Genomic DNA, 21,874 nt, shown 5'->3' with positions numbered 1-21,874 from the left:
GCGGGGGCGGGGTACCTGCGGCGGGGCGGGGGTCGTGAGTGCGTAACAGTGTTAGAACACTGTTACGCACTCACGACAAGCCGCGGCAGACCGCCCAGCGCCCGGCTCAGCAGCCGATCCGGGAGGTGCCCACCGCCACGTCGTCGAACCACAGCGTGTCGGCGTCGCCGCCGTAGCTCTCCCAGCCCAGGCGGAGGTCGGTCACCGACGGGTGCCAGGCGCGGGCGAGCCACTGCTGGTCGATGTCGGGGGTCGGGACGCCGTCGACGACCAGCCCGGGCACCTCGGCCGAGCCGAGCCACGTCCGCAGCTTGCCGCCGGCGCCGTCGAGCTGGAACTCGAAGCAGGACCACGTTCCGGTCGGCAGCGGGACGCTCTGGGCGACCCCGGCCGGGCTCTGCGCGGGCAGGGTCGCGTCGTCGGACTCGCGGTTCCACTGCAGTGCGCGGTTCTGCCCGCCGGCCCGCAGGTCGCGGCCGTCGGTGCTGTCGCGCATCGCCAGGAACGTCACGTGCCCGGCGGGCAGCGGCGTCGTGTGCCGGACCCAGAACCGGCCGTACAGCACGCCGGAGCCGGAGACGCTCGTGCCGAAGAACGCGTGGTTGCAGTAACCGCCGCCGCCGGCGACCTTGACCGAGCGGGAGCCGGAGTGCGCGACCGTGCCGTCGACGGCGACCGTGCCGGTGCCGGTGCAGTTCGCCGCCCCGACCGTCCAGCGGCCGCCCGGCGTGCTGCCGGTCTGCTGCTCGAAGTCGTCGCAGATCGCCGCGTTCGCGCAGCCGGCGGGCGGTGGCCCGGACGTCGTCGTGGTGGGCTGGGTGATCGGCGTCGTCGGTGTGGCCGAGGTGGGCGGCGCGGGGTCGCCGCAGGAGACGCCGTTGAGCGTGAAGTCCGTGGGTTCGGCGTTGGTGCCGCTGTAGGTGCCCTGGAGGCCGAACGAGACCGACCCGCCCGCGGGCAGCGTCCCGTTGTAGGGCAGGCTCTCCGCGGTGACCGCGGTCCCGGACTGCCGGACCGTGGCGTTCCAGGCGGAGGTGACGGTCTGGTTCCCGCCGTAGTGCCAGGCGAGCGTCCACGACGTCAGCGGGGTCGCGCCGTTGGTCAGGGTGATGTCGGCGGTGTACCCGGTCTGCCACTGGTTGACGCGGTAGGCGACCGAGCAGGCCGGTGCCGCGGTGGCGGGACCGGCGGCGACGACGGCGGTGGTGGCGGCCGCGGCGAGGCAGAGCCCGGCGAGCGCGCCGGCGAGCCTGTGCATCGGGTTCCTCCCAGGGACAAAGACAGGGGCGCCGTGGCTTGCACCACGGCGCCCCTGGGTGGTTGGCCGCGTCTGACGAGGCGACCTGGCATGGGAGCGCTTCCAGCCGCGGTGAAGGTAACCCCCGCATGACACCCTTGTAAAGCGTGACCCGGTCCTGGGCCGATCGGGTGGTTCGTTTTCCATCGCCGGTGGGTCGCCGACGGGCACTGAACGCTCCTGAACGGCCGAATCCCTTGCAGGGCCTGAAATCCCGTGGTTGCGGAGCGCGACCGGCGAGGGTGGCCGGATGCGGCCGTTGGAGTGGATTTTGCGGATCCGGCCCAAGATCGCCGTGGGCGGGTGCCGGAGGAGTTTTCTTGAACGATTGGGAGCGCTCTCATGACCGCCCGCACGTCCGGCGGGGCCGGACGGCGGAATCCTGGTTGCAATTTCAACATTTCGGCGAAAAAGCAAGATCCGAACCGGCTTCACGGCCCCCGCTGCTGCGGTAGTGTCGTTCTTGTGCACCCGTACGCCGGAAATCGTTGGATGAACGATGAGTCGACAGGTCAAGCCAGGCAGTAAGCCGTACCGTGCACAGCTGCGCGACCGGCTGGCCGCGCTGGGGTTCCCCGAAGAGGTGATTCCCTCGAAGGTGGCGGAGAACCTGATCGTCGAATGCCGGGTTCCCCCGCGCACCGCGTGGCGGCTGGCGTCGGAGCTGTCGCTCGATGTCGCGGCCCACCAGTACAACGCCGTCACCGGCGACCCCCGCGCGGGCATGCGCGGCACGCGGATCTGGGAGTACGAGCAGTGGCCCGACCGCGGAGTCCGGCCCACGGTCGCCGCCCTGCGGGTGCTGGCGCAGGTGTACGGCACCAGCTGGAAGTGCCTGCTGGGCCTGCGCGACCTCGAGCAGCTGCCGGCCAAGGACCTCGCCGAGTACCACGGCGACACCGAACCGGTGCCGCCCCCGGCGCCGTCGCCGCCCGCGCGCACCCTGGCCCGCGCCGAAACCCGGCCGGAGGAGGAAATCGGGGCAGGCGCCCTCGACGACGCGATCCTGCTGACCAAGACCAACGTCGACGACGTCCAGATCGACGATCTGTGGGCGGACCTGGACTTCCTGGGTGGTGCCTACACCCGGACCGCGCCCGACTCGATCCTCGGCCAGCTCGCCGTCATCGAGGAACGCACCGCCTCGCTGCTCAAGGGCAGGCAGCGGCCGAAGCAGACCCAGGAACTGCTGCTGATCGGGGCGAAGTCGAGCGCGATGATGGCCTGGATCGCCGGCGACCTCGGGCGGTACCGGCTTTCGCGCGAGCTCAACTCCGCGGCCTGGCTGTACACCCAGTACGCCGACGACTTCCTCGCCCGGCGCTGGGTGCGCACCTCGCAGGCGCGGGTGGCGTTCTGGTCGGGCAACGGCGTGGAGTCGGCGAAACTGGCCGCCGACGGCCTCCGCTACCACGTCGGCGGGCGGCTGACGGACGCGCCGCTGATCCTCGCCGAGGCACGCGGCTGGTCGTCGGTGCAGGCCGAACGCCAGGTGCTGGACGCGATCGCACGCTGGACGACCATCGAGGACCCGGATCTCGGCGCGGGCGGCGAGGACCGGTTCTTCAACATCACCAAGGACCGGCGCCACTACATGGCAGGCACCTCGCTGCTGTCGGTGGGGCAGGCCTGCGCAGCGCTGCGCGAGTTCCGCACCGCCCGCGAAGCCTACGAACAGCTTTCACTCGAGAACCGCTGGGAAGCCATGGACCCGATGATCCGGATCGACACCAGCCGCGCGCACCTGCGGCTCGACGACCTCGAAGGCGCCGCCGCGCAGGTGGAGCCGGTGCTGGCCACCGACGTCCGCAGGCAGCCGGACATGGTGCGCGCCATGCTCAAGGTGCTGGCAGGCGAGCTGGCAGGCCCGCGCTGGCGCTCGGCGCCGGTGGCGCGCGACCTCGCCGAGGCCGTCCTGGACGCCCACGCTGCGGCGCGGCCGTGACGGGCGAGAGAATCCGCGCGGAGACACCGCCCACGGCACCCGACGACAGAGACAACAGAGACGACAGCCGGCACGAGGAGGCCTGGGCACTGGCCGGGCACACCCAGCGCGACGTGGTCGTGGTCGCCGACCGCTTCGCGCGGTTCGCCCGCGGCGACCGCGTGTTCACGCTGTCGGGCCTGCTGGCCCTGCTCGCCACCGGCGGCCCGGACGCGCCCGGCTGCCACTGGGTCGTCCACCTCGGCCAGGGCATCGACCCGGCCGACGGCGACCTGCTCGAAACCGCCTGCGAGAAGTCCGGCGAGACGGTGCGCCTGGCCGACCCGGAGGCGTTCCGGCGGCCGCTCGCCGGGCCGGAAACCGTCCACAAGGACCGGCCGGAGAACGTCCTGCTGGCCGGCGTGCACAGCCCATCGCCCGAGCTCTGCCGGGCCGAGCTGCGCATCCACCGCGACAACGAGCTCGTCCTCGACCACCACACCGGCGAGCACGTGCAGGGCATCGTGATCATCGAGGCGATGCGGCAGATCTGCATCGCGCAGTTCGAGACCGCGATCCGCCCCGGCCTGCCGCCCGCCGCGTACGCCGGGGTGTGGAAGCGGATCGACATGTCCTTCGAGGACTTCCTGTTCCCGTTGCCCGCCACGGTGGAGTCGGTGATCGCCGAATCCGACGTCGACAGGCCGACCAACCTGAAGTTCCGTGCCACCACGGCGGTGCGGCAGCAGGACCGCACCGTCGCCACCGCCGTCATCGAGTACTCGATGATCGCGCAGGGCCGCATCGACACCCTCGAACGCCGCAAGGCCGACCAGGCCACCCGCGCCTACCTCGGCTGAGCCGCGGCGGCACCACGACTCCGGAAGGGAAACCACACCACGATGTCCGACCTGCAGCAGCAGGACCGTTCCGCCTCCTTCGGCCAGGGCCTGAAACTCATCCAGCAGCTCGGCGGCGCGGACCGGCCCGCCGTGCTGGACCTGTTCGAGAGCATCGGGGAGACCGAGTTCGGCGAGCAGTGCGTCGGGTTCATCTACGGCGACGTCTACCACCGGCCGGGCCTGGAGCTGCCGGACCGGCAGCTGGTGACGGTCGCGGCGCTGGCCGCGCTCGGCTACGCGGGTTCCCAGCTGCAGTTCCACGCCAAGGCCGCGCTCAACGTCGGCTGCACCCGCCGCCAGCTGGTCGAGGCGGTCATCCAGATCAGCTCGTTCGCCGGGTTCCCGGCCACGCTCAACGCGCTGACGGCGCTCAAGCAGGCGTTCGAGGGCCTGCCGGAGGAGGAGCAGGCGCCGGCCGAGACCGCCGACGTGCCCTGGGCGGACATCGAGGACCGCCGCGAGCGCGGGCTGGCCGCGATGAAGGCCGTCGACGGCGAGGCGGGGGAGAAGGTCGCCGCGGCCCTGGCGGACATCGCGCCCGACCTGGCCGACTACATCATCGACTTCACCTTCGGCGAGATCTACAGCAGGCCGCACCTGAGCCTGCGGCACCGCGAACTCGTCACGATCGCCGCCTGCGTCGCGCTCGGCACCGCCGTGCCGCAGCTGAAGGTGCACGTCCACGGGCTGCTCAACGTCGGCGGCACGCAGCAGGAAGTGGTCGAGACCATCCTGCACCTGGCGTTCTACTGCGGATTCCCCGCCGCGCTCAACGCGATCGCGGCCGCGCGCGAAGTGTTCGCCCAGCGGTGAGCGGGTTCCGGAAGCTGCGCGCGGTCGCGCTCGACTGCGACGGCGTGCTCATCGACGACACCTACCTGGCCATGATCGCCCGCTTCGTCACCGAGCACGGCGGGGTGTACGACGCCGCGGCCGAGCGGGACGTGATCGGGCTGCGCGACATCGTCGTGGCCGAGAAGATCACCCGGCTCTGCGGGCTGGACCAGCCGCCGGAGGAGACACTCAAGCAGCTGTGGGCCGCGCGGCAGGAGTACCTGGCCGAGCACCCCATCCGCGTCGCCGACGGGGCGCGGGAATGCCTGGAGGCACTGGCGAAACTGCCGGTGCGCCTGGTCTGCTACGGCGGCCGGACCCGGGAGCACACGTTCGACCACTACCTCGGCGACTTCGTGGACCTGCTCGACCCGGACGTGCCCTACGTCAGCATCAACGAGCACCGGCCGGGCGTCGACCACATCACCCGGACCGTGCTCGGCCTCGGCTTCGACGAGATCGTGTTCGTCGACGACGTGAGCCGGGTGGCCGACGACGCCCGCGCGCACGGCGCCGGGTTCATCGGGTTCCCGTCCAGCCCGGCCCATGCGCGGCAGCGGGAGTTCATGGCGGCCTCCGGCGTGCGGCACCTGGCCTCGTCGCTCGCCGAACTGACCCCGGAACTGCTGCGGACCGTCGACGGAGAGCTGGCGACTTCGACACACTGGCGGGGTTGAGGAACTTCCTTCTCCCTGGGAGCCGATGTGAAGTACTTTTCCCTGCCCCGTCCCGGTGCCGGGCTCGTTCCGGGCGAACGCGACGTCCCCGAGCCCGGCCCCGGGCAGGTGCTGGTCCGGATGCGCGGGTGGGCGCTCAACGCCCGCGACATCATGATCCTCAAGGGGTTCTACCCGAAGCCGGTGAAGCCGGACGTGATCCCGCTGTCCGACGGCGCGGGCGAGGTCGTCGCGGTCGGCGAGGGCGTGCGGGACTGGTCGGCGGGCGACCGGGTCGCGGCGACGTACTTCCCGGACTGGCAGTCCGGTCCCGGCACGCCGGAGAAGACGGCGGACGACCTGGGCGGCACGCTCGACGGCGTGCTCGCGGAGTACGCCGTCTTCCCCGAGCACGCGCTGGTCGCGGTGCCCTCGCACCTCGACTACGCCGAAGCGGCAACGCTGCCCAGCGCGGGCGTGACGGCCTGGCGGGCGGTCGTCGAGGAAGGCGGGCTGGTGCCCGGCCAGCGCGTGCTGACCCTCGGCAGCGGCGGCCTGTCGACGTTCGCGCTGCAGTTCGCGGCCCTCGGCGGCGCCCACGTCGTCGCGACGTCCAGCTCCGACGAGAAGCTCGAGCGGCTGCGTGCCCTCGGCGCGGCCGAGACGCTCAACCACGAGACGATCCCGGAGTGGGGCGTGGCGGTGGCCGAGCGGACCGGCGGCGGCGTCGACCACGTCGTCGACGTGGGCGGCGGCGGCACGATCGGCCAGTCGATGCTGGCCGTCCGGTACGGTGGCCACATCAGCGTCGCGGGCGTCCTCACCCACGAGGGCGCGGCCGACCCGATCCTGGTGCTCGTCAAGCAGCTGACCCTGCGCGGCCTCACCAACGCCTCCCGCGAAACGTTCCAGGCCATGAACCGGGCGATCGAGCGCACCGGCCTCAAGCCGGTGATCGACCGGCGGTTCGCCTTCGACGAGGTCAGCGAGGCGCTGAAGCACCTGGAGTCCGGAACGCACGTCGGCAAGGTCGTGCTCGAGGGCGCCTGAAGCCGCCCGGGTAACTTTTGCTCGTCCCGCTGGGTATTTTCCGCACTTCGCGGAGAGGTTTCCGCAGGTCGGCGGGGCTCAATGGAGCAGAAAAAGTCCTCTTCCGGCAGGAATGGCGGCTGCCGACCGCACCAGGAAGAGTGAGAGGTACAGGACGCCGCCCGAGCAGGCTGCGGCTGCTCGAACCGGCGGTCCTGACTGGGGGCGCGGGGAGGGGGTTTCAACCGCCTGGGGGTGGGTTGAAACCCCCTTCCCGCCTGTTCGCCTGTGGTGCGTGAAGGCCGCCGAGGGAGCGCCCGCCCGGCCATCCCCCGGGCGGACCCTCCTCGCCCCGCCGACCCGGTCGTGAGTGCGTAACAGGGTTAGAACACTGTTACGCACTCACGAGCAGCCGCGGCAGACCCCGGTCAGGACGTCGTGCAGGACCGGCCGTTCAGGCTGATCGAGACCGGCTTGTCGTTCGCCGTCCCGGCACTGCCGGTGAACCCGAAGTCCACGCTGCCACCCGCGGGAATGGACTTGTTCCAGCCCGCGTCCACCGCCGAGACCGTCGCGCCCGTCTGGGTCACCTGGGCGTTCCACGCCTGGGTCACCTTCTGGCCGTTGGCGAACGTCCACGCCACCGTCCACCCGGTCACCGCGGCCGTCCCGGTGTTCCCGATCTTCACCCCGGCCTGGAACCCGCCCTGCCACTGGTTGGTGATCGTGTACGACGCCGTGCAGGACCCCGTGGGCACCGGAGTGGTGGTGGTCGTCGGCGGTGTCGAGGACGTGGTGGTGGTCGTCGTCGGCGGAGTGGTGGTGGTCGACGTCGGAGGCGGCGGCTCGCTGCCGGAGTCGCCCACGATCACCCCGCGCCCGTTCGTGCCCACGTACACCCGGCCGTACACCCGCGGATCACCGGTCAGCGCCGCCCCGATGTTGCCGTACTGGTGCTGGTCGTCGTTGATCCGCGTCCACGACGCCCCCGCGTCGTCCGACCGGAAGATCCCGCGCACCCCGCCGATCTTCGCGATCGTGTACAACGTCGCATACGTCCGGCCGGTGGCGGCCTTGCCGAAGCCGATGTTGTCGGCCTCGGTGACCCCGGCCAGCTTCGTGAAGGACGCTCCGGAGTCGGTGGAGTGCCACAGGCCGTACGTCGCGCCGGAGCCACCCGCGAGCCAGATGTCCCCGGCCACGCCCGGCATCGCCTTGAAGTGCGCCGAGCCGGTGGGCAGCCCGGTGGCCGCGGTCGCGGTGAAGCTCGCGCCGCCGTCGGTGCTGACGTAGAACTTGCCCGCGGCAAACCCGTAGAACCGCTTCGGGTCCACACGGTCGGCCTCGACGACCGCGCCGACCGGGATGCCGGTGGACGCCGTCCACGACGAGCCGAAGCCCACCGAGTAGTTCACCGGCGTGCCGTCCGGGCTCCAGACGAACCGGCTGCCGTCGGCGGACGCGGCCACCGTGCCGCCGCTCGCGCCGCCTGCCGGTTCCGCGCCCTGGAACCAGTTCTTCCCGCCGTCGGTGGAGAAGGCGATCCGGTTGTCGTTCGGGCGGGCCGAGCGGTCCAGCGTGCCCGCCCGCACGATCGTCGCCGGGTTCAGCTCGGCGTAGTCCAGGCTGGTGGTCGTGGTGAACACCGGCTGCGTGTACATCATGGCCGGGATCGCGTCGAGGCTGTCGTGCCGGAACCCGCCGATGTCGCCGAGGCCCGACAGCAGGGGAGCGCCCGACGGCGGGCTGATCAGGTCCAGCACCGCGGTTTCTTCGAGGCCGGCGACCACCGGCTTGAGCGTGATCTTCCCGCCGCTGTCCCACTTCGTGAGGTCGGAGGTGCCGTAGATCGTCGCGCCGGTGCCGTAGAGCAGGTGGTCGGAGTCGAACGGGTCGATCTCGACCGACTCGGTCATCCAGCCCAGCTTCGGCGACGGCACCGGGGGAGCGGGCTGCGTGCCGAACGTCAGCCACGGCACCGAGGAGATGTCCTGCGTGTAGCGCAGCGACCGGTCCGGGTAGCTGGTGAAGTCCCAGATCCGCGACCAGGTGGCGCCGCCGTCGGTGCTGCGGAAGAAGATCACGTCCGGCCACCACGACACCTGCGTGGCCACCATGAGCGTGTTCGGGTGCTGCCGGTCGATCGTCAGCCCGCTGTAGCCGAAGTGGTTGTCGCTGCTGTCGGAGGGAATCGGGCTGATCCGCGTCCAGGTGCCGGTCTTGGTGGCGTACTTCCAGACGTCGCCCTTCCCGCCGTCGTAGGGGCCGCCGGTGTCGCTGGTGGCCAGGTAGAGGTAGCCGCCGGTCGCGTCGAGGACGCCCTTGTGCGCCAGGAACCCGGTGGGCTGGCCGGCCAGGCGTGCCCACGTCGTGCCGCCGTCGGTGCTGCGGTAGACGGTGTTCTGCTTGTCGGCCACACCGACGTAGATCGTCTGCGTGGTGCTGCCGCGGGTGCCGGTCGACGGGTCGAACGTCACCCAGGTGACGCCTTCGATGTCGCTGGAGTAGCCCGTGGTGTCCGACGGGTCGGGCGCGTAGTTGCCGGGGTTGGGGAAGCTGGTCACCTTCGCCCACGTGACGCCGGAGTCGGTGCTGCGCCACAGGCCGTTCCCGCTGGGCGCGCCGAGGTAGAGGATGCTGTTGCGGTTCGGGTCGATGGCGAGCCGTTCGCCCATGCCGCGGCCGGGCATGTTGCCGCCGAGCTTGAACGGCAGCGGCGCGGCCTGCCAGGTGGCCCCGCGGTCGGCCGAGCGCAGGACGGCGCCGCTGCCGGGATCCCAGCTGTTGGTGTACATCCCGGCGGCGACGTAGACGCGGTTCGGGTCGACCGCGTCGGTGGCGAGGCTGACGACACCGTTGTGGCCCCAGTCGGTCCAGCCGACGGAGTCCAGCAGCGGCACCCAGTGCCCGGAGTCCCACCGGTAGGCGCCACCGATGTCGGTGCGGGCGTAGACGAGGCCGCGTTCGGCCTGGTTGAAGATGATGCCGGGGACGAATCCGCCGCCGCCGATCTGGGCATTGCGCCAGGTGTAGGGCGCGGGTGCGGCGGGCGACTCGGGCGCGGTGACGGTGACCGCCACGGCGACGGGCAGGACAAGGGCGAGGAGGGTCGCGAGAAGTCTTTTCGGCGACCGGGAACGGGTGCTGGGCACGGCGGTGTGCACGTCTGCCTCCACTTTCTGGGAGCGCTTCCAGAGAGGAAGGTAAACCAGCCCTTCCGGCGTTGTAAAGCTCCGCCAGCTGCGGAAACGCGTTCGACGATTTCGGCGGGAACCCACTTGTCCACAAAGGACACCGGGTCGGGGCGGCGGTCCATTGTGTGCCGATTGCCGCGTCACATATGTGAACGACGATCAGGTTTCTGAATTGTTATCGAATGCTCCCTTGCCGGTGCCGGGGCGTCGTGTGACTGTGGTGCCGCTGGACTGGACCTATGGAAGAGGCGACCCGGCCATGACACAGACAGCCCCGGCGCGGCACATCGGCCGGACCACCCTGTACTTCTTCGGTGCGCTCGGCGGCATTCTCTTCGGCTACGACCTCGGCGTCATTTCCGGGGTGCTCCCGTTCATCGGGAAACTGTGGGCGCTGACCAGCTGGGACAAGGGCGTCATCACCGCGAGTCTTTCGGTCGGTGCCATTGTCGGCGCGCTGTTCTCCAGCCGTACCAACGAAGTACTCGGCCGCCGCCGCACGATCATGGTCGCCGCCGCGATCGTCATCGTGGGCACCCTCGCCGCCTGCTTCTCGCCGACGTTCGCGTTGCTGGTGGTTTCGCGGCTGGTGATCGGGCTCGGCATCGGCCTTTCCTCCTCGACCGTGCCGACGTACCTGTCGGAACTGGCGCCGGCGCGGCTGCGCGGCGCGATGGGCGCGCTGAACCAGATCTTCATCGTCACCGGCATCCTCATCGCGTTCCTGGTGAGCTACTGGCTCGGCCCGCTTTCGGCGTGGCGCTGGATGTTCGCCGGCGCCATCCTGCCGGCGGCGGTCCTGCTCCTCGGCCTGGCGTTCCTGCCCGAAACCCCGCGCTGGCTGGTCAAGAACGGCCGCGAGGAGGAAGCGCGGCGCGTTCTGGCCAGCGCGCACGGCAACACCGTGAACCTCGACGAGGAGATCTCCACCATCCGCGAGGTCATCCGGATGGACACCGAGCAGAAACCGCGGTTCCGCGACCTGTTCGCCGGCTGGGTGCGGCCGATGCTGTTCGTCGCCGTGCTGCTCGCGATCGGCCAGCAGTTCAGCGGGGTCAACGCGATCAACGCCTACTTCCCGACGATGCTCATCGGCCTCGGCTTCGCCACGCAGGCCGCGCTGCTGTCCGGTGTGCTGCTGGGCGTGACGAAGTTCCTGTTCACCGCCTGGGTCGTGTTCGTCGTGGACCGCTGGGGCCGCAAGCCGTTGCTGCTCATCGGCAACGTCATCATGGTGCTGACCCTCGCCGCGGCGGGGATCATCGTGCTCAACGTCCACGACACCGGCCTGCGCGGCATCCTCATGCTCGTCATGATGGTGCTCTACCTGGTGGGCTACGAGCTCGGCTGGGGCGCGGTCGTCTGGGTCATGATGTCCGAGGTCTTCCCGCTCAAGGTCCGCGCGGCGGGCATGGGCGTCAGCAGCGTGGTCCTGTGGGCCGCGACCGGCGTCGTGAGCGCGGTGTTCCCGATCATCTCCGACCCGAAGTCGCTCGGCATCGGCGGCTCGATGTTCCTGTTCGCCGGCATCAACGTCGTGCTGTTCGTGCTCACCAAGTGGCTGGTGCCGGAGACCAAGGGCCGCACCCTGGAGCAGATCGAGCTGGACCTGCGGGCGCGGCAGGGGGTGCGCGTCAGGGGCTGACGCGGTGGACGGCCGCCTCGCCGAGGCCCAGTTTGACGGCGAGGCGGCCGATCCAGGGTTCGACTTCGTCGGGTGTGCGGTCGGGGAGGCCGAAGATCGTCTCGGTGATGCCGGGGGAGTCCGGGTGTGCCAGGCGCTGCGGGCGCGGCAGGGGGTGCGCGTCAGGGGCTGACGCGGTGGACGGCCGTCTCGCCGAGGCTCAGCTTGGCGGCGAGGCGGCTGATCCAGGCTTCGATCTCGTCGGGTGTGCGGTCGGGGAGGCCGAAGGTTGTCTCGGTGATGCCGGGGGAGTCCAGGTGTCCCAGGCGCTGCGGGTCCGGCAGGGGGTGCGCGTCAGGAGCTGACGCGGTGGACGGCCGTCTCGTCGAGGCTCAGCTTGGCGGCGAGGCGGCTGATCCAGGCTTCGACTTCGTCGGGTGCGCGGTCGGGGAGGCCGAAGATCGTCTCGGTGACGCCGAGGGAATCCAGGTGTGCCAGGCGCTGCGGGTCCGGCCGTTCCCCGAGCGCGCAGATCAGCGGCCGTCCTTCGCGGCCTTCCTCGCGCCAGATTCCGTGCAGCCGCGCCACGTTGCCGTCCAGGTCGGTGTCGGCCGGGGTGGTGATCCAGCCGTCGGCGTGGCGGGCGATCCAGCGGAACGTCTTCTCGGTCGGCCCCGCGCCGAGCAGGACCGGGATGTGCCGCTGCGCCGGCTTGGGCCACGCCCAGCTCGGGCCGAACGAGACGAATTCGCCGTCGTAGGCGGCTTCCTCCTCCGTCCACAGTGCACGCATTGCTTCGAGGTACTCGCGCAGCACGGTCCGGCGGCGGTTCCCCGGCACGCCGTGGTCGGTCAGCTCGTCGACGTTCCAGCCGAAGCCCGCGCCGAGCGTGACGCGCCCGCCGGAAAGGTGGTCCAGGCTCGCGATCGTCTTCGCGAGGGTGATCGGGTCGCTCTCCACCGGCAGGGCGACCGCCGTGGACAGCCGGATCCGGGACGTCACCGCGGCCGCCGTCGCCAGGGCGACCCACGGGTCGAGCGTGCGGCTGTAGCGGTCGTCGGGCAGTGACGCGTCGCCCGTGCGCGGATGCGGCGACTCGCGCTTGACCGGGATGTGCGTGTGTTCGGGGACATAGAAGGTCGCGAACCCCGCCGCCTCGGCCGCGCGGGCCGCGGCGGCGGGTGAGATCCCGCGGTCGCTGGTGAACAGCACGATTCCGTAGTCCACGACGGGAGCGTATTAGAACGCGTTTCAGTTTTCAAGGGAGCCCGGTGACCCCGGGCAGTGCTGGGCTGGCTACACTGGGTTGCTGTTCGATCGGCGATCGAGCAGTGCTGGACGCGGGTCCGGTATCCAGATAGGCGCCGGAAAGTCCGGAGCGGGAACGGGGGCGGGAGGAACCTGGTGCTCCATTGTGGACAGACGAGCGTGTCCCACAGTGTGGACGTCCGGACGGGGCGGGATGGCGTTCGCGGACCCGTTTCCGATACCGTGGACCACGGGTCGAGAGGCGCTGCAACGGACCACCGGGTCCGCCACGCTCGGCCGGGAATGACCAACCAAGGGCGCCTCCCGGACGAGGGAGGCTGCCGGTGAACACCCCACACCATTCCGAAGCGCGCCTGCGCGAGCTGCTCGACCAGCGGGTGGCGGTGCTGGACGGTGCCTGGGGCACCATGCTGCAGGGTGCCGGGCTCACCCCGGCCGACTACCGCGGCGACCGGTTCGGCGAGCACACCCACGACGTCACCGGCGACCCCGACCTGCTCAATCTCACCCGCCCGGACCTCATCCTCGACGTCCACCGCCAGTACCTGGCCGCGGGCGCGGACATCACCACGACCAACACCTTCACCGCCACCAGCATCGGCCAGGCCGACTACGGCCTGCAGGCGTACGTCCACGAGATGAACGTCCGCGGCGCGCAGCTGGCCCGGCAGGCGGCCGACGAGGCGGGCGGGAAGTTCGTCGCGGGCTCGATCGGCCCGCTGAACGTCACGCTCAGCCTGTCGCCCAAGGTCGAGGACCCGGCCTACCGGGCCGTCACGTTCGACCAGGTCAAGGCGGCCTACGCCGAGCAGATCGCCGGGCTCGCCGAAGGCGGCGTCGACCTGCTGCTGGTCGAGACGATCTTCGACACGCTGAACTGCAAGGCCGCCATCGCCGCGGCACGCGAGGTCGCCCCGCACCTGCCGCTGTGGATCTCGGTCACCATCGTCGACCTGAGCGGGCGGACCCTGTCCGGGCAGACCGTCGAGGCGTTCTGGAGCTCGATCGAGCACGCGAAACCGCTGGTCGTCGGCGTGAACTGCTCGCTGGGTGCCGAGGAGATGCGCCCGCATGTCGAGGAGCTGGCGCGGATCGCCGACACCTACGTCGCGTGCCACCCGAACGCCGGGCTCCCGAACGCCTTCGGCGGCTACGACCAGACGCCCGAGGAGACCGCCGGGCTGATCGGCGGCTTCGCCCGCGACGGCCTGGTCAACCTGGTCGGCGGCTGCTGCGGCACGACCCCGGCGCACATCGCCGCGATCGCCGCGGCGGCGAAGAGTGCCGCGGCACGCGAGGTACCCGCCCCGCGCCCGCACACCCGGTTCAGCGGGCTGGAGCCGTTCAGCATCGGCGCCGACACCGGGTTCGTCATGATCGGCGAGCGCACGAACGTCACCGGGTCCAAGCGGTTCCGGCGGCTCATCGAGTCCGGCGACCACCAGGCGGCCGTGGACGTCGCGCTGGAGCAGGTCCGCGGCGGGGCCAACCTGCTCGACGTCAACATGGACGCCGACCTGCTCGACTCCGAGCAGGCGATGACGACCTTCCTCAACCTCATCGCCACCGAGCCCGAGGTGGCCCGGATCCCGGTGATGATCGACAGCTCCAAGTGGAGCGTGCTCGAAGCGGGCCTGCGCTGCGTGCAGGGCAAGGGGGTGGTCAACTCGATCAGCCTCAAGGAGGGCGAGGAGCCGTTCCTCGCCCAGGCCCGCGCCATCCGCAACTACGGCGCCGGTGTCGTGGTGATGGCCTTCGACGAGCAGGGCCAGGCCGACACCGCCGACCGCAAGGTGGAGATCTGCGGCCGCGCCTACGACCTGCTGACGCAGAAGGCGGGCTTCGCGGGCGAGGACATCATCTTCGACCCGAACGTCCTGGCCGTGGCCACCGGCATCGCCGAGCACAACGGCTACGCCAAGGCGTTCATCGACGCGCTGCCCCGGATCAAGCAGCGCTGTCCCGGCGCCCGGACCAGCGGCGGCATCTCGAACCTGTCGTTCTCCTTCCGCGGCAACGACGTCGTGCGCGAGGCCATGCACTCGGCGTTCCTGTTCCACGCCGTCAAGGCCGGGCTCGACATGGGCATCGTCAACGCCGGCCAGCTCGCGGTCTACGAGGAAATCCCGAAGGACCTGCTGGAACTGGTCGAGGATGTCCTGTTCGACCGCCGCGAGGACGCCACCGACCGGCTGGTGAGCTTCGCCGAGAACGTCAAGGGCAGCGGCACCAAGCGCGTCGTCGACCTGTCCTGGCGCGAAGGCACCGTCGGCGAGCGGCTGTCCCACGCGCTGGTGCACGGCATCGTCGACTACATCGAGGAAGACACCGAAGAGGCGCGGCAGCAGATGGCGCGGCCCCTCGATGTCATCGAGGGCCCGCTGATGGACGGCATGAAGATCGTCGGCGACCTGTTCGGCTCCGGCAAGATGTTCCTGCCGCAGGTGGTCAAGAGCGCCCGCGTGATGAAGCGGTCCGTCGCCTACCTCGAGCCGTTCATGGAGGCGGAGAAGGAGAAGGCACGTCAGGAGGGCAGGCTCGCCTCGACCGGCGGCCAGGGCAAGATCGTGCTGGCCACGGTGAAGGGCGACGTCCACGACATCGGCAAGAACATCGTCGGCGTGGTGCTGGGCTGCAACAACTACGAGGTCATCGACCTCGGCGTGATGGTGCCGGCGGGCAAGATCCTCGACACCGCCGTCACCGAGGGCGCCGACGCGGTCGGGCTGTCCGGGCTGATCACGCCGTCGCTGGACGAGATGGTCGCCGTCGCCGCCGAGATGCAGCGGCGCGGCCTGAAGATGCCGCTGCTCATCGGCGGCGCGACGACGTCCCGCCAGCACACCGCGGTCAAGATCGCGCCCGCCTACGACAACGCGACCGTCCACGTGCTGGACGCGTCCCGGGTCGTCGGCGTGGTGTCCGACCTGCTCGACCCCGACCGCTCGATCGCGCTGACCGAGAAGAACCGCGCCGACCAGGAAGTGCTGCGCGAGCAGCACGCGAGCAAGCAGCGCCGTCCGATGCTCACCCTGGAGCAGGCCCGCGCGAACCCGGAGAAGGTGTCGTTCGACGACCTGCCCACGCCGTCGTTCACCGGCCTGCGCGTCGTCGAGCCGTCGATTGCCGAGCTGCGCGAGATGGTCGACTGGCAGTTCCTGTTCCTGGCCTGGGAACTCAAGGGCAAGTACCCGGCCATCCTGGAACAGCCGGTCGCGCGCGAGCTGTTCGACGACGCGAACGCGCTGCTCGACCGGATCATCGCCGACGGCAGCTTCACCGCGAAGGGCGCGTACGCGTTCTGGCCGGCGCACAGCGAAGGCGACGACATCGTGCTCGAAGACGCCTTCGCGCACGTCCGGTTCCCGATGCTGCGCCAGCAGACGGCGAAGCCGGAGGACCGCGCGAACCGCTGCCTGGCCGACTACGTCGCCCCGGCAGGCGACCACCTCGGCGGCTTCGCGGTGACCATCCACGGTGCCGACGAGCTGGCCGCGCGGTTCGAGGCCGAGCACGACGACTACCGCGCGATCATGGTCAAGGCATTGGCCGACCGGCTGGCCGAGGCGTTCGCCGAGCACATCCACCTGCGGGCCCGCCGCGACTGGTTCGAGCCGGACGCCCAGCCGCTGCTGGAGGACCTGCACGCGGAGCGGTTCCGCGGCATCCGCCCGGCACTCGGCTACCCGGCCAGCCCCGACCACAGCCAGAAGCGCGAGCTGTTCGAACTGCTGGCGGCGGACGAGCTGGGCATGGGCCTGACCGAGTCGTTCGCGATGACGCCGGCGGCGAGCGTGTCCGGGCTGATCTTCGCCCACCCGGACTCCCGCTACTTCACCGTCGGACGGCTCGGCCGCGACCAGATCGAGGACTACGCCCGCCGCAAGGGTGTCGAGGTCGGCGAGGTCGAGCAGTGGCTGCGGCCGAACCTGGCCTACGACCCGGACGCGTAGTCCGTCAGCTCGATGTCCGTGGCGAACCGGTCGGTCGCCTTGAGCAGCAGGCCGAGCAGGAAGCGGGACCTGAACGTCCAGTCCCGCAGCCGGATCCGCAGCTTCGACGGCGGCGCCAGGAACGGCCCGGCGCTGCCGCGCTGCGCGATCCTGGCGTAGCCGCGCAGCTGGTCCTCGTAGCGGGCGAAGGCGACCCGGTGGTCGCCGCCCGCTGCCAGGAGCTCCCCGGCGAGCACGTAGGCGCCGACGACGGCCAGGCCGGTCCCGAACCCGCCGAGGGTGTTGCCGTAGGCGGCGTCGCCGAGCAGCACGACCCGGCCGGCCGAGTAACGGTCGATCGTCACGCGGCTGAGGGAGTCGAAGTAGAACTCACGGGAATCCGGCAGCTTCGCCATCAGGTCGGGCACCCGCCAGCCGGCGCCGAGGTAGGCGTCGGCCAGCAGTTTCCGCTGCTGCTCGGTGTCGGTGCGGTCGTAGCCGAGTTCCGGAGAGGCGAAGACGAAGAACGCCGACGCCTTCGGCCCGCCGACCGCGACCATCCGGCCCGGCTCGTTGTACATCACCGGCTCGCCGAAGCCGTCTCCGAATTCGGCGAGGGCGTAGTGGTAGCCGAGGTACTGGACGTGGTCGCGTTCCGGGCCGAACGCCAGCCGCCGGACGGTCGAGTGGATGCCGTCGGCGCCGGCGACGAGGTCGAACCGGCGTGGCGCGGCATGGGCGAAGGTGACGTCGACGCCGTTCGCGGTCTCGGTCAGTGACGTGATGGTGTCGCCGAAGAGGTACTCGCAGTCGGTGTGCGCGTACAGGATTTCCGCCAGGTCGCCGCGCCGGATCTCGATCTCGCCGCCGGTGAACTCGCCGGGGATGACCGCGCGGGGCCGTCCGGCGGCATCGATGATCGTCTGGTCGTGCCCGCCGGTCTGCCGCGCGAGGACGGCGTCGAGGATGCCCATGCGGTCGAGCACCGTCCGGTGGGTGGCGCCCTTGAAGTCGACGGCCTGCCCGCCGGGCCGCACCGCGGGAGCCCGTTCGACGACGGTGACCGTGTGGCCGTACCGGGTGAGCCAGTGGGCGAGGGCGGGACCGGCGATGCTCGCCCCGGAGATCAGGATGTCCATGCCGCCGAGCTTCGCCAGTGCCGCTTACCGGTCCCTGGCGAAGCGCTGACGGCTATTCGGCGGCCCCGGTCAGCAGGGTCTGGTACCAGGCGTCGTACGGGTGGTTGGTCGCCGGGTAGTTCGCCAGGGGAGTGGTGGCCTGGCTCGCCGAGTCGAAGTCCCAGCCGCGGACCAGCCTGCCCGCCTGCCGGGCCGAGGTGATGAACGCCGACTCCGTCGCCGGGGCGCCGTAGAAGAGCGCGCCCTGCTGGAGTTCGGCGCTGTCGCCCTTCTGGAACTCGTCGAAGGCGACCTGCCGGTAGCGGATGCGGTCGCCGTCGACCTGATCGGTGTCGGCCCGCAGCGTCTGGGCCGGGGTCGGCCCGTCCGCGCCGGTCCACACGCTCACGCGGCGGCTGCCGCTGGTGGCGGTGGCCTTGGGGAACCGCGCCTCGGCGGTCTTGGCGTTGCCCGTCCACGACACCGTCGTGCCCGCGAGGACGCCGTCCCAGTCCCAGTTCTGGCTGCTGCTCTGGCTCTGGTGGATTTCCCGCAGGTGCGTCGCGTCGGTGAAGGCGACGGTCGGCAGCACGCCGTTGTCGTACTGATGGGAGGCCTGCCAGGTGATCTCCCCGTCCGCGCCGAGCTTGCCGACGTGGTACCAGAGCGTGGTCGCGCTCGGCGATTGGTGGACTTCGACGAGGTCGCCGTTGTCGTTGAGCGCCACGGCGGGTGTCCGGCCGGTGTCGTACTTCCCGTGCCGCAGCCAGGTGACCCGCCCGTCGGAGCCGTAGGTCCCGGTCCAGTACCAGAGCGCGCCTGCCCCGGAGTCGTGCACCTCGACGACCTGGCCGCGGCCGTTGAGGGCGACCGCCGGGTGGTAGCCGACGTCGCGCTTGTACTCCGCGCGGGTCTTGCCGTCGCCGGAAAGCAGCGGCAGCACACGCCCGCGCAGGGCGTCCACGGTCGGCTGTCCCGCCGGGTAGTCCTGTGCCCGCAGCAGGCGGCTGCCGAAGACCGATTCCAGCTCGTGGTTGAGCGCCGCGAGGTTCCCGGCCGCGGCGGAGGGGTTGTCGGTGAGGTCGTCCTTGAGGTCCAGCATGACCACCACCGGCGCGGCGGCCGGGTGCTGCGCCGACCAGGTGTTCACCACGGCCAGCCAGTCACGCAGGTTGTTCGACGCGGGGTTGCCGCCGCTGTGGTCGACGGCGTTGCCGGGCGAGTCGTGCCCGACGGCGTAGTCGTGGGACGTGGCGTAGCCGTTGTCGTGGACGTCGAGTTCGAGGAACCGGACGCCGTGGTCCAGCTGGTAGGTCAGGGAGTTCTTGGCACCGTCGACGTTGCCGGAGTAGCTGTTGTGGGTGGCCCGGAACACCGACGCGGTGAACGGCGGGCTCGCGGCACCGGCCGTTCCCGGGGCCAGCAGGGCGGAAGCCGTGAGCACGGTCAGGGCCAGGCCGGTCAGTGCACGCATCCGCCCATCCTGGCCCGGTGCTGGTTGCGCTGTCCCGAAAACGCGGTGAACGTCCGCCGGTAATCTCGCGGCATGACGGCTGAGCACGTGATCGTGACGTCCACGACGGACTCGGAACCGGCGGCCCGCGAGCTGGCGGCGCAGGCGGTGGAAGCCCGGCTCGGCGCCTGCGCCCAGGTCGTCGGCCCGATCACCAGCGTCTACCGCTGGGAGGGGGCGGTGCAGACCGACCAGGAGTGGCGCGTGGAGATCAAGACGACGGCGGACCGGGTCCCCGCGCTGGTCGAGCGGCTGAAGGAGCTGCACTCCTACGACCTGCCGGAGGTGATCGCCACCCCGGTCACCGGCGGCAGCGCCGAGTACCTGGCCTGGCTGACCACCGAAACGCGTCCGGCCGGGTAAAGCGCCCCAAGGTGGCCTTCGGTGCGTTGAGCGCACCCAAGGTGGCCTTCGGTGCGTTGGGCCTGGATCCCGCGGACCGGCGCGTGCTGAACGGCGCTTTCCTGGCATCTGGCGCGACGAAAGTCCCTTTCACTGCACGGGTCGAGAGGAACGTCCCTTTCGGCTGGCTAGGGTCGGGGAATGGAGCTCGAAGGTCTCAGGCAGCGCTTCGCGACGCTGACCACCGCCCACCTCGCCGACGCCTGCATCCGCGCCGGTCTTCCGGTCCGTTGCGCCCCGGCGGCGACGCGCGCGGTCGTGCCAGGCAGCCGTCTCTGCGGTCCGGCCGTGCCGGCGCGGCACGTCGGCAGCGTCGACGTCTTCCTCGAAGCGTTCGAGGATGCGCCGGCGGGCGGTGTGCTCGTGGTCGACAACGGTGGCCGTCTCGACGAAAGCTGCGTCGGCGATCTCGTGGTGCTGGAGGCCCGCGCCGCCGGGCTGGCCGGGGTGGTGATCTGGGGCCTGCACCGCGACACCGCGGACATCCGCGCGATCGGGCTGCCGGTGTTCAGCCTGGGTTCGCTGCCGACCGGCCCGCTCTCCCTCGGCCCGCGCGTGGACGGCGGGCTGGCCGAAGCGATCGTCGGCACCTGGCGGATCGGGCCGTCGGACCTGGTGCTGGGTGACGACGACGGGGTGCTCTTCGTCCCGCTGGCCCGTGCCGCCGAGTTGTTCACCCTGGCCGAGCGCATCCGGGACACCGAACGGCGGCAGGCCGACCGGATCCGGGGTGGCGAGACCTTGCGGCAGCAGCTGCGGTTCGGGGAGTTCCTCACGGCACGCGAGGCCGATCCGGCATTGACGTTCCGTGCGCATCTGCGTGCCGTCGGCGGCGCGATCGAGGAGTAACCCGGAAGTGTGATCGCCGTCCGCACCGGGTATCCCCGGGCACGCAGCGTCGCGGGAGGCGGGACCATGAACACCCTCATCGACTTCGGCCGGGACATCGAATACCACTTCGCCCGTGGCCTGCGTGCCTACCTCGCCCGGGTCGCCCGAGCCGTCGGTGTCGGGTTCGAGTCCTGCTCGCTCGACCTCGACGTGCCCACCTCCGGCTACGTCGCGCTCGACCGCACCCTGCCGGACCTGCCCGGCCACGACCTGGCCCTGATCTGGGACGAGGTCCACGGCTGGTCGGCAGTCGTCGAGCCCGCGGGCGGCGGCGCGGCCAAGCTGCTGGGCTACCTCGGCGGCCCGGAGATCCTGCCCCCGCCCCGCGCGGTGGCCCGCTTCCTCGAACGGCTGCGCGCGGCAGGCCCGCCCGCGGGATCGCTGCGCCCACCGGTGTTCCGCCGGGCCGGGCGTCACGAGGAACTGGTCGACTGGCTGCCGGTGACGGGCCCTGAAGGATTGCTGCGGCCGAGTTCCCCGGCCTGGTGACGGCGCGGTGCTGCGGCCGGGTCCCCGGCCTGGTGACCACAGGACGCAGGCCGCGTCGAGCGCCTAGGATGGGCTGTCCGCCTCCCTCTTGTGAAGGAACTCCGTGAGCCGCGCCGATGAGCCCCGTCCCGTTCGCGTCCTTCTCGTCGAGGACCACGACATGGTGGCCGAGGCACTGCAGCTGGCCCTCGACCGGGCCGACGGGATCACCGTGGTCGGCCGTGCGCGGTCGCGGGCCGAGGCCGTTGCCGACGCGCGTGAGCACGCCCCCGACGTCGTCGTGCTGGACCGGCGGCTCGCCGATGGTGACGCGCTCTCCGTCATCGCCGAACTCGGGGCCGGTGGTGCGCGGGTGCTGGTGCTGACCGGCGACGCGACACCGTCCGTTGCGGCGCAGGTGGCCCAGGCGGGCGGGGCCGGCCTGCTGCTGAAGTCGTCGCAGCTCGGCGTGCTGGAGGCGGCCGTGCGCGACGTCGCCACCGGCGCCGTGGTCTTCGAGCCCGGGCTGCTGCCCGGTGTCTTCGACCGGCTCACCGGCCGGGTGCCCACCGGCGCCACGCTGACCGCGCGGGAGCGGGAAACCCTCGACCTGCTCGCCGAGGGCGCGACCACCGACGAGATCGGCAGGCGGCTGGGCGTCTCCCGCAACACCACGCGCAACCACGTCCAGCGCGTGCTGGAGAAGCTCGGGGCACGCTCGAAACTCGAAGCCGTCGCCGTGGCCCGCCGGGAGGGGCTCATCGGCTGATGCAGCTGCACCAGTGACGAAGGGCCGGTTTGCATCTCGTGCAACCCGCCGC

The 21,874-nt window shown here is 71.1% G+C and carries 16 protein-coding genes and 1 riboswitch; of the genes, 11 read left to right on the top strand and 5 right to left on the bottom strand.

Annotated features, from left to right (window positions below):
• Positions 1 to 106: 106 nt before the first annotated feature.
• Complete coding sequence (locus ABJI51_RS33805) at positions 107 to 1,258, bottom strand: cellulose-binding domain-containing protein (RefSeq protein WP_348955149.1); 1,152 nt, start codon at positions 1,256 to 1,258, stop codon at positions 107 to 109.
• 538 nt (positions 1,259 to 1,796) lie between these two features.
• On the opposite strand from ABJI51_RS33805, the gene ABJI51_RS33800 reads away from it, so the two are divergent.
• Genes ABJI51_RS33800 through ABJI51_RS33780 form a run of 5 tightly spaced genes read left to right on the top strand, consistent with a single transcriptional unit; the run spans position 1,797 to position 6,663 of the window.
• Positions 1,797 to 3,242 (top strand): hypothetical protein, encoded by a 1,446-nt coding sequence (locus tag ABJI51_RS33800; RefSeq protein ID WP_348955148.1) that lies wholly within the window; start codon positions 1,797 to 1,799, stop codon positions 3,240 to 3,242.
• Positions 3,239 to 4,081 carry an AfsA-related hotdog domain-containing protein gene (locus ABJI51_RS33795; RefSeq protein WP_348955147.1) on the top strand — a complete coding sequence of 281 codons (843 nt, stop codon included), beginning with the start codon at positions 3,239 to 3,241 and terminating at the stop codon, positions 4,079 to 4,081. Before ABJI51_RS33800 ends, ABJI51_RS33795 begins: the two co-directional genes overlap by 4 nt.
• 42 nt (positions 4,082 to 4,123) lie before the next feature.
• Positions 4,124 to 4,936 carry a carboxymuconolactone decarboxylase family protein gene (locus ABJI51_RS33790; RefSeq protein ID WP_348955146.1) on the top strand — a complete coding sequence of 271 codons (813 nt, stop codon included), beginning with the start codon at positions 4,124 to 4,126 and terminating at the stop codon, positions 4,934 to 4,936.
• Entirely contained in the window at positions 4,933 to 5,634 is a 702-nt protein-coding gene (locus ABJI51_RS33785) for an HAD family hydrolase (protein ID WP_348955145.1), read from the top strand. Before ABJI51_RS33790 ends, ABJI51_RS33785 begins: the two co-directional genes overlap by 4 nt.
• Before the next feature lie 27 nt (positions 5,635 to 5,661).
• A complete protein-coding gene (locus ABJI51_RS33780) occupies positions 5,662 to 6,663 on the top strand; it encodes a zinc-dependent alcohol dehydrogenase family protein (protein ID WP_348955144.1) in 1,002 nt (333 codons plus the stop codon).
• A 407-nt stretch (positions 6,664 to 7,070) separates the two neighbouring features.
• On the opposite strand, the gene ABJI51_RS33775 is transcribed toward ABJI51_RS33780, so the two are convergent.
• Positions 7,071 to 9,806 carry a cellulose binding domain-containing protein gene (locus ABJI51_RS33775; protein ID WP_348955143.1) on the bottom strand — a complete coding sequence of 912 codons (2,736 nt, stop codon included), beginning with the start codon at positions 9,804 to 9,806 and terminating at the stop codon, positions 7,071 to 7,073.
• A 289-nt stretch (positions 9,807 to 10,095) separates the two neighbouring features.
• Between ABJI51_RS33775 and ABJI51_RS33770 the strand changes: the two genes are divergently transcribed.
• A complete protein-coding gene (locus ABJI51_RS33770; RefSeq protein WP_348955142.1) occupies positions 10,096 to 11,481 on the top strand; it encodes a sugar porter family MFS transporter in 1,386 nt (461 codons plus the stop codon).
• 333 nt (positions 11,482 to 11,814) lie between these two features.
• Here ABJI51_RS33770 and ABJI51_RS33765 read toward each other — a convergent pair whose 3' ends face one another.
• Positions 11,815 to 12,687: a TIGR03619 family F420-dependent LLM class oxidoreductase gene (locus ABJI51_RS33765; protein WP_348955141.1), complete on the bottom strand. Its 873-nt coding sequence runs from the start codon at positions 12,685 to 12,687 to the stop codon at positions 11,815 to 11,817.
• Positions 12,688 to 12,959: 272 nt separating this feature from the next.
• A riboswitch (S-adenosyl-L-homocysteine riboswitch) is annotated at positions 12,960 to 13,038 on the top strand.
• Between the two features lie 14 nt (positions 13,039 to 13,052).
• On the opposite strand from ABJI51_RS33765, the gene metH reads away from it, so the two are divergent.
• Complete coding sequence (gene metH / locus ABJI51_RS33760) at positions 13,053 to 16,682, top strand: methionine synthase (RefSeq protein ID WP_348955140.1); 3,630 nt, start codon at positions 13,053 to 13,055, stop codon at positions 16,680 to 16,682.
• Here the strand turns inward: metH and ABJI51_RS33755 are convergent.
• On the bottom strand, positions 16,664 to 17,800 hold the full coding sequence (locus ABJI51_RS33755) for an FAD-dependent monooxygenase (RefSeq protein WP_348955138.1): 1,137 nt from the start codon (positions 17,798 to 17,800) through the stop codon (positions 16,664 to 16,666). The two genes, metH and ABJI51_RS33755, sit on opposite strands and share 19 nt — an antisense overlap.
• Before the next feature lie 52 nt (positions 17,801 to 17,852).
• Positions 17,853 to 19,253 (bottom strand): PI-PLC domain-containing protein, encoded by a 1,401-nt coding sequence (locus ABJI51_RS33750; RefSeq protein ID WP_348955137.1) that lies wholly within the window; start codon positions 19,251 to 19,253, stop codon positions 17,853 to 17,855.
• Positions 19,254 to 19,325: 72 nt separating this feature from the next.
• Here ABJI51_RS33750 and cutA point away from each other — a divergent pair, with 72 nt between their 5' ends.
• The 4 genes from cutA to ABJI51_RS33730 all read left to right on the top strand — a co-directional run bounded on the left by cutA (position 19,326) and on the right by ABJI51_RS33730 (position 21,822).
• A complete protein-coding gene (gene cutA, locus ABJI51_RS33745) occupies positions 19,326 to 19,655 on the top strand; it encodes a divalent-cation tolerance protein CutA (protein WP_348955136.1) in 330 nt (109 codons plus the stop codon).
• A 180-nt stretch (positions 19,656 to 19,835) separates the two neighbouring features.
• Positions 19,836 to 20,543 (top strand): RraA family protein, encoded by a 708-nt coding sequence (locus ABJI51_RS33740; RefSeq protein ID WP_348955135.1) that lies wholly within the window; start codon positions 19,836 to 19,838, stop codon positions 20,541 to 20,543.
• A gap of 66 nt (positions 20,544 to 20,609) precedes the next feature.
• Positions 20,610 to 21,074: a DUF6292 family protein gene (locus ABJI51_RS33735; RefSeq protein WP_348955134.1), complete on the top strand. Its 465-nt coding sequence runs from the start codon at positions 20,610 to 20,612 to the stop codon at positions 21,072 to 21,074.
• Positions 21,075 to 21,177: 103 nt separating this feature from the next.
• On the top strand, positions 21,178 to 21,822 hold the full coding sequence (locus ABJI51_RS33730; protein ID WP_348955133.1) for a response regulator transcription factor: 645 nt from the start codon (positions 21,178 to 21,180) through the stop codon (positions 21,820 to 21,822).
• The last annotated feature ends 52 nt before the right edge of the window (positions 21,823 to 21,874 follow it).

This window comes from Amycolatopsis melonis (assembly GCF_040064235.1).
Classification (GTDB): domain Bacteria; phylum Actinomycetota; class Actinomycetes; order Mycobacteriales; family Pseudonocardiaceae; genus Amycolatopsis; species Amycolatopsis melonis.
This window is presented reverse-complemented; position numbering and strand designations above follow the sequence as displayed.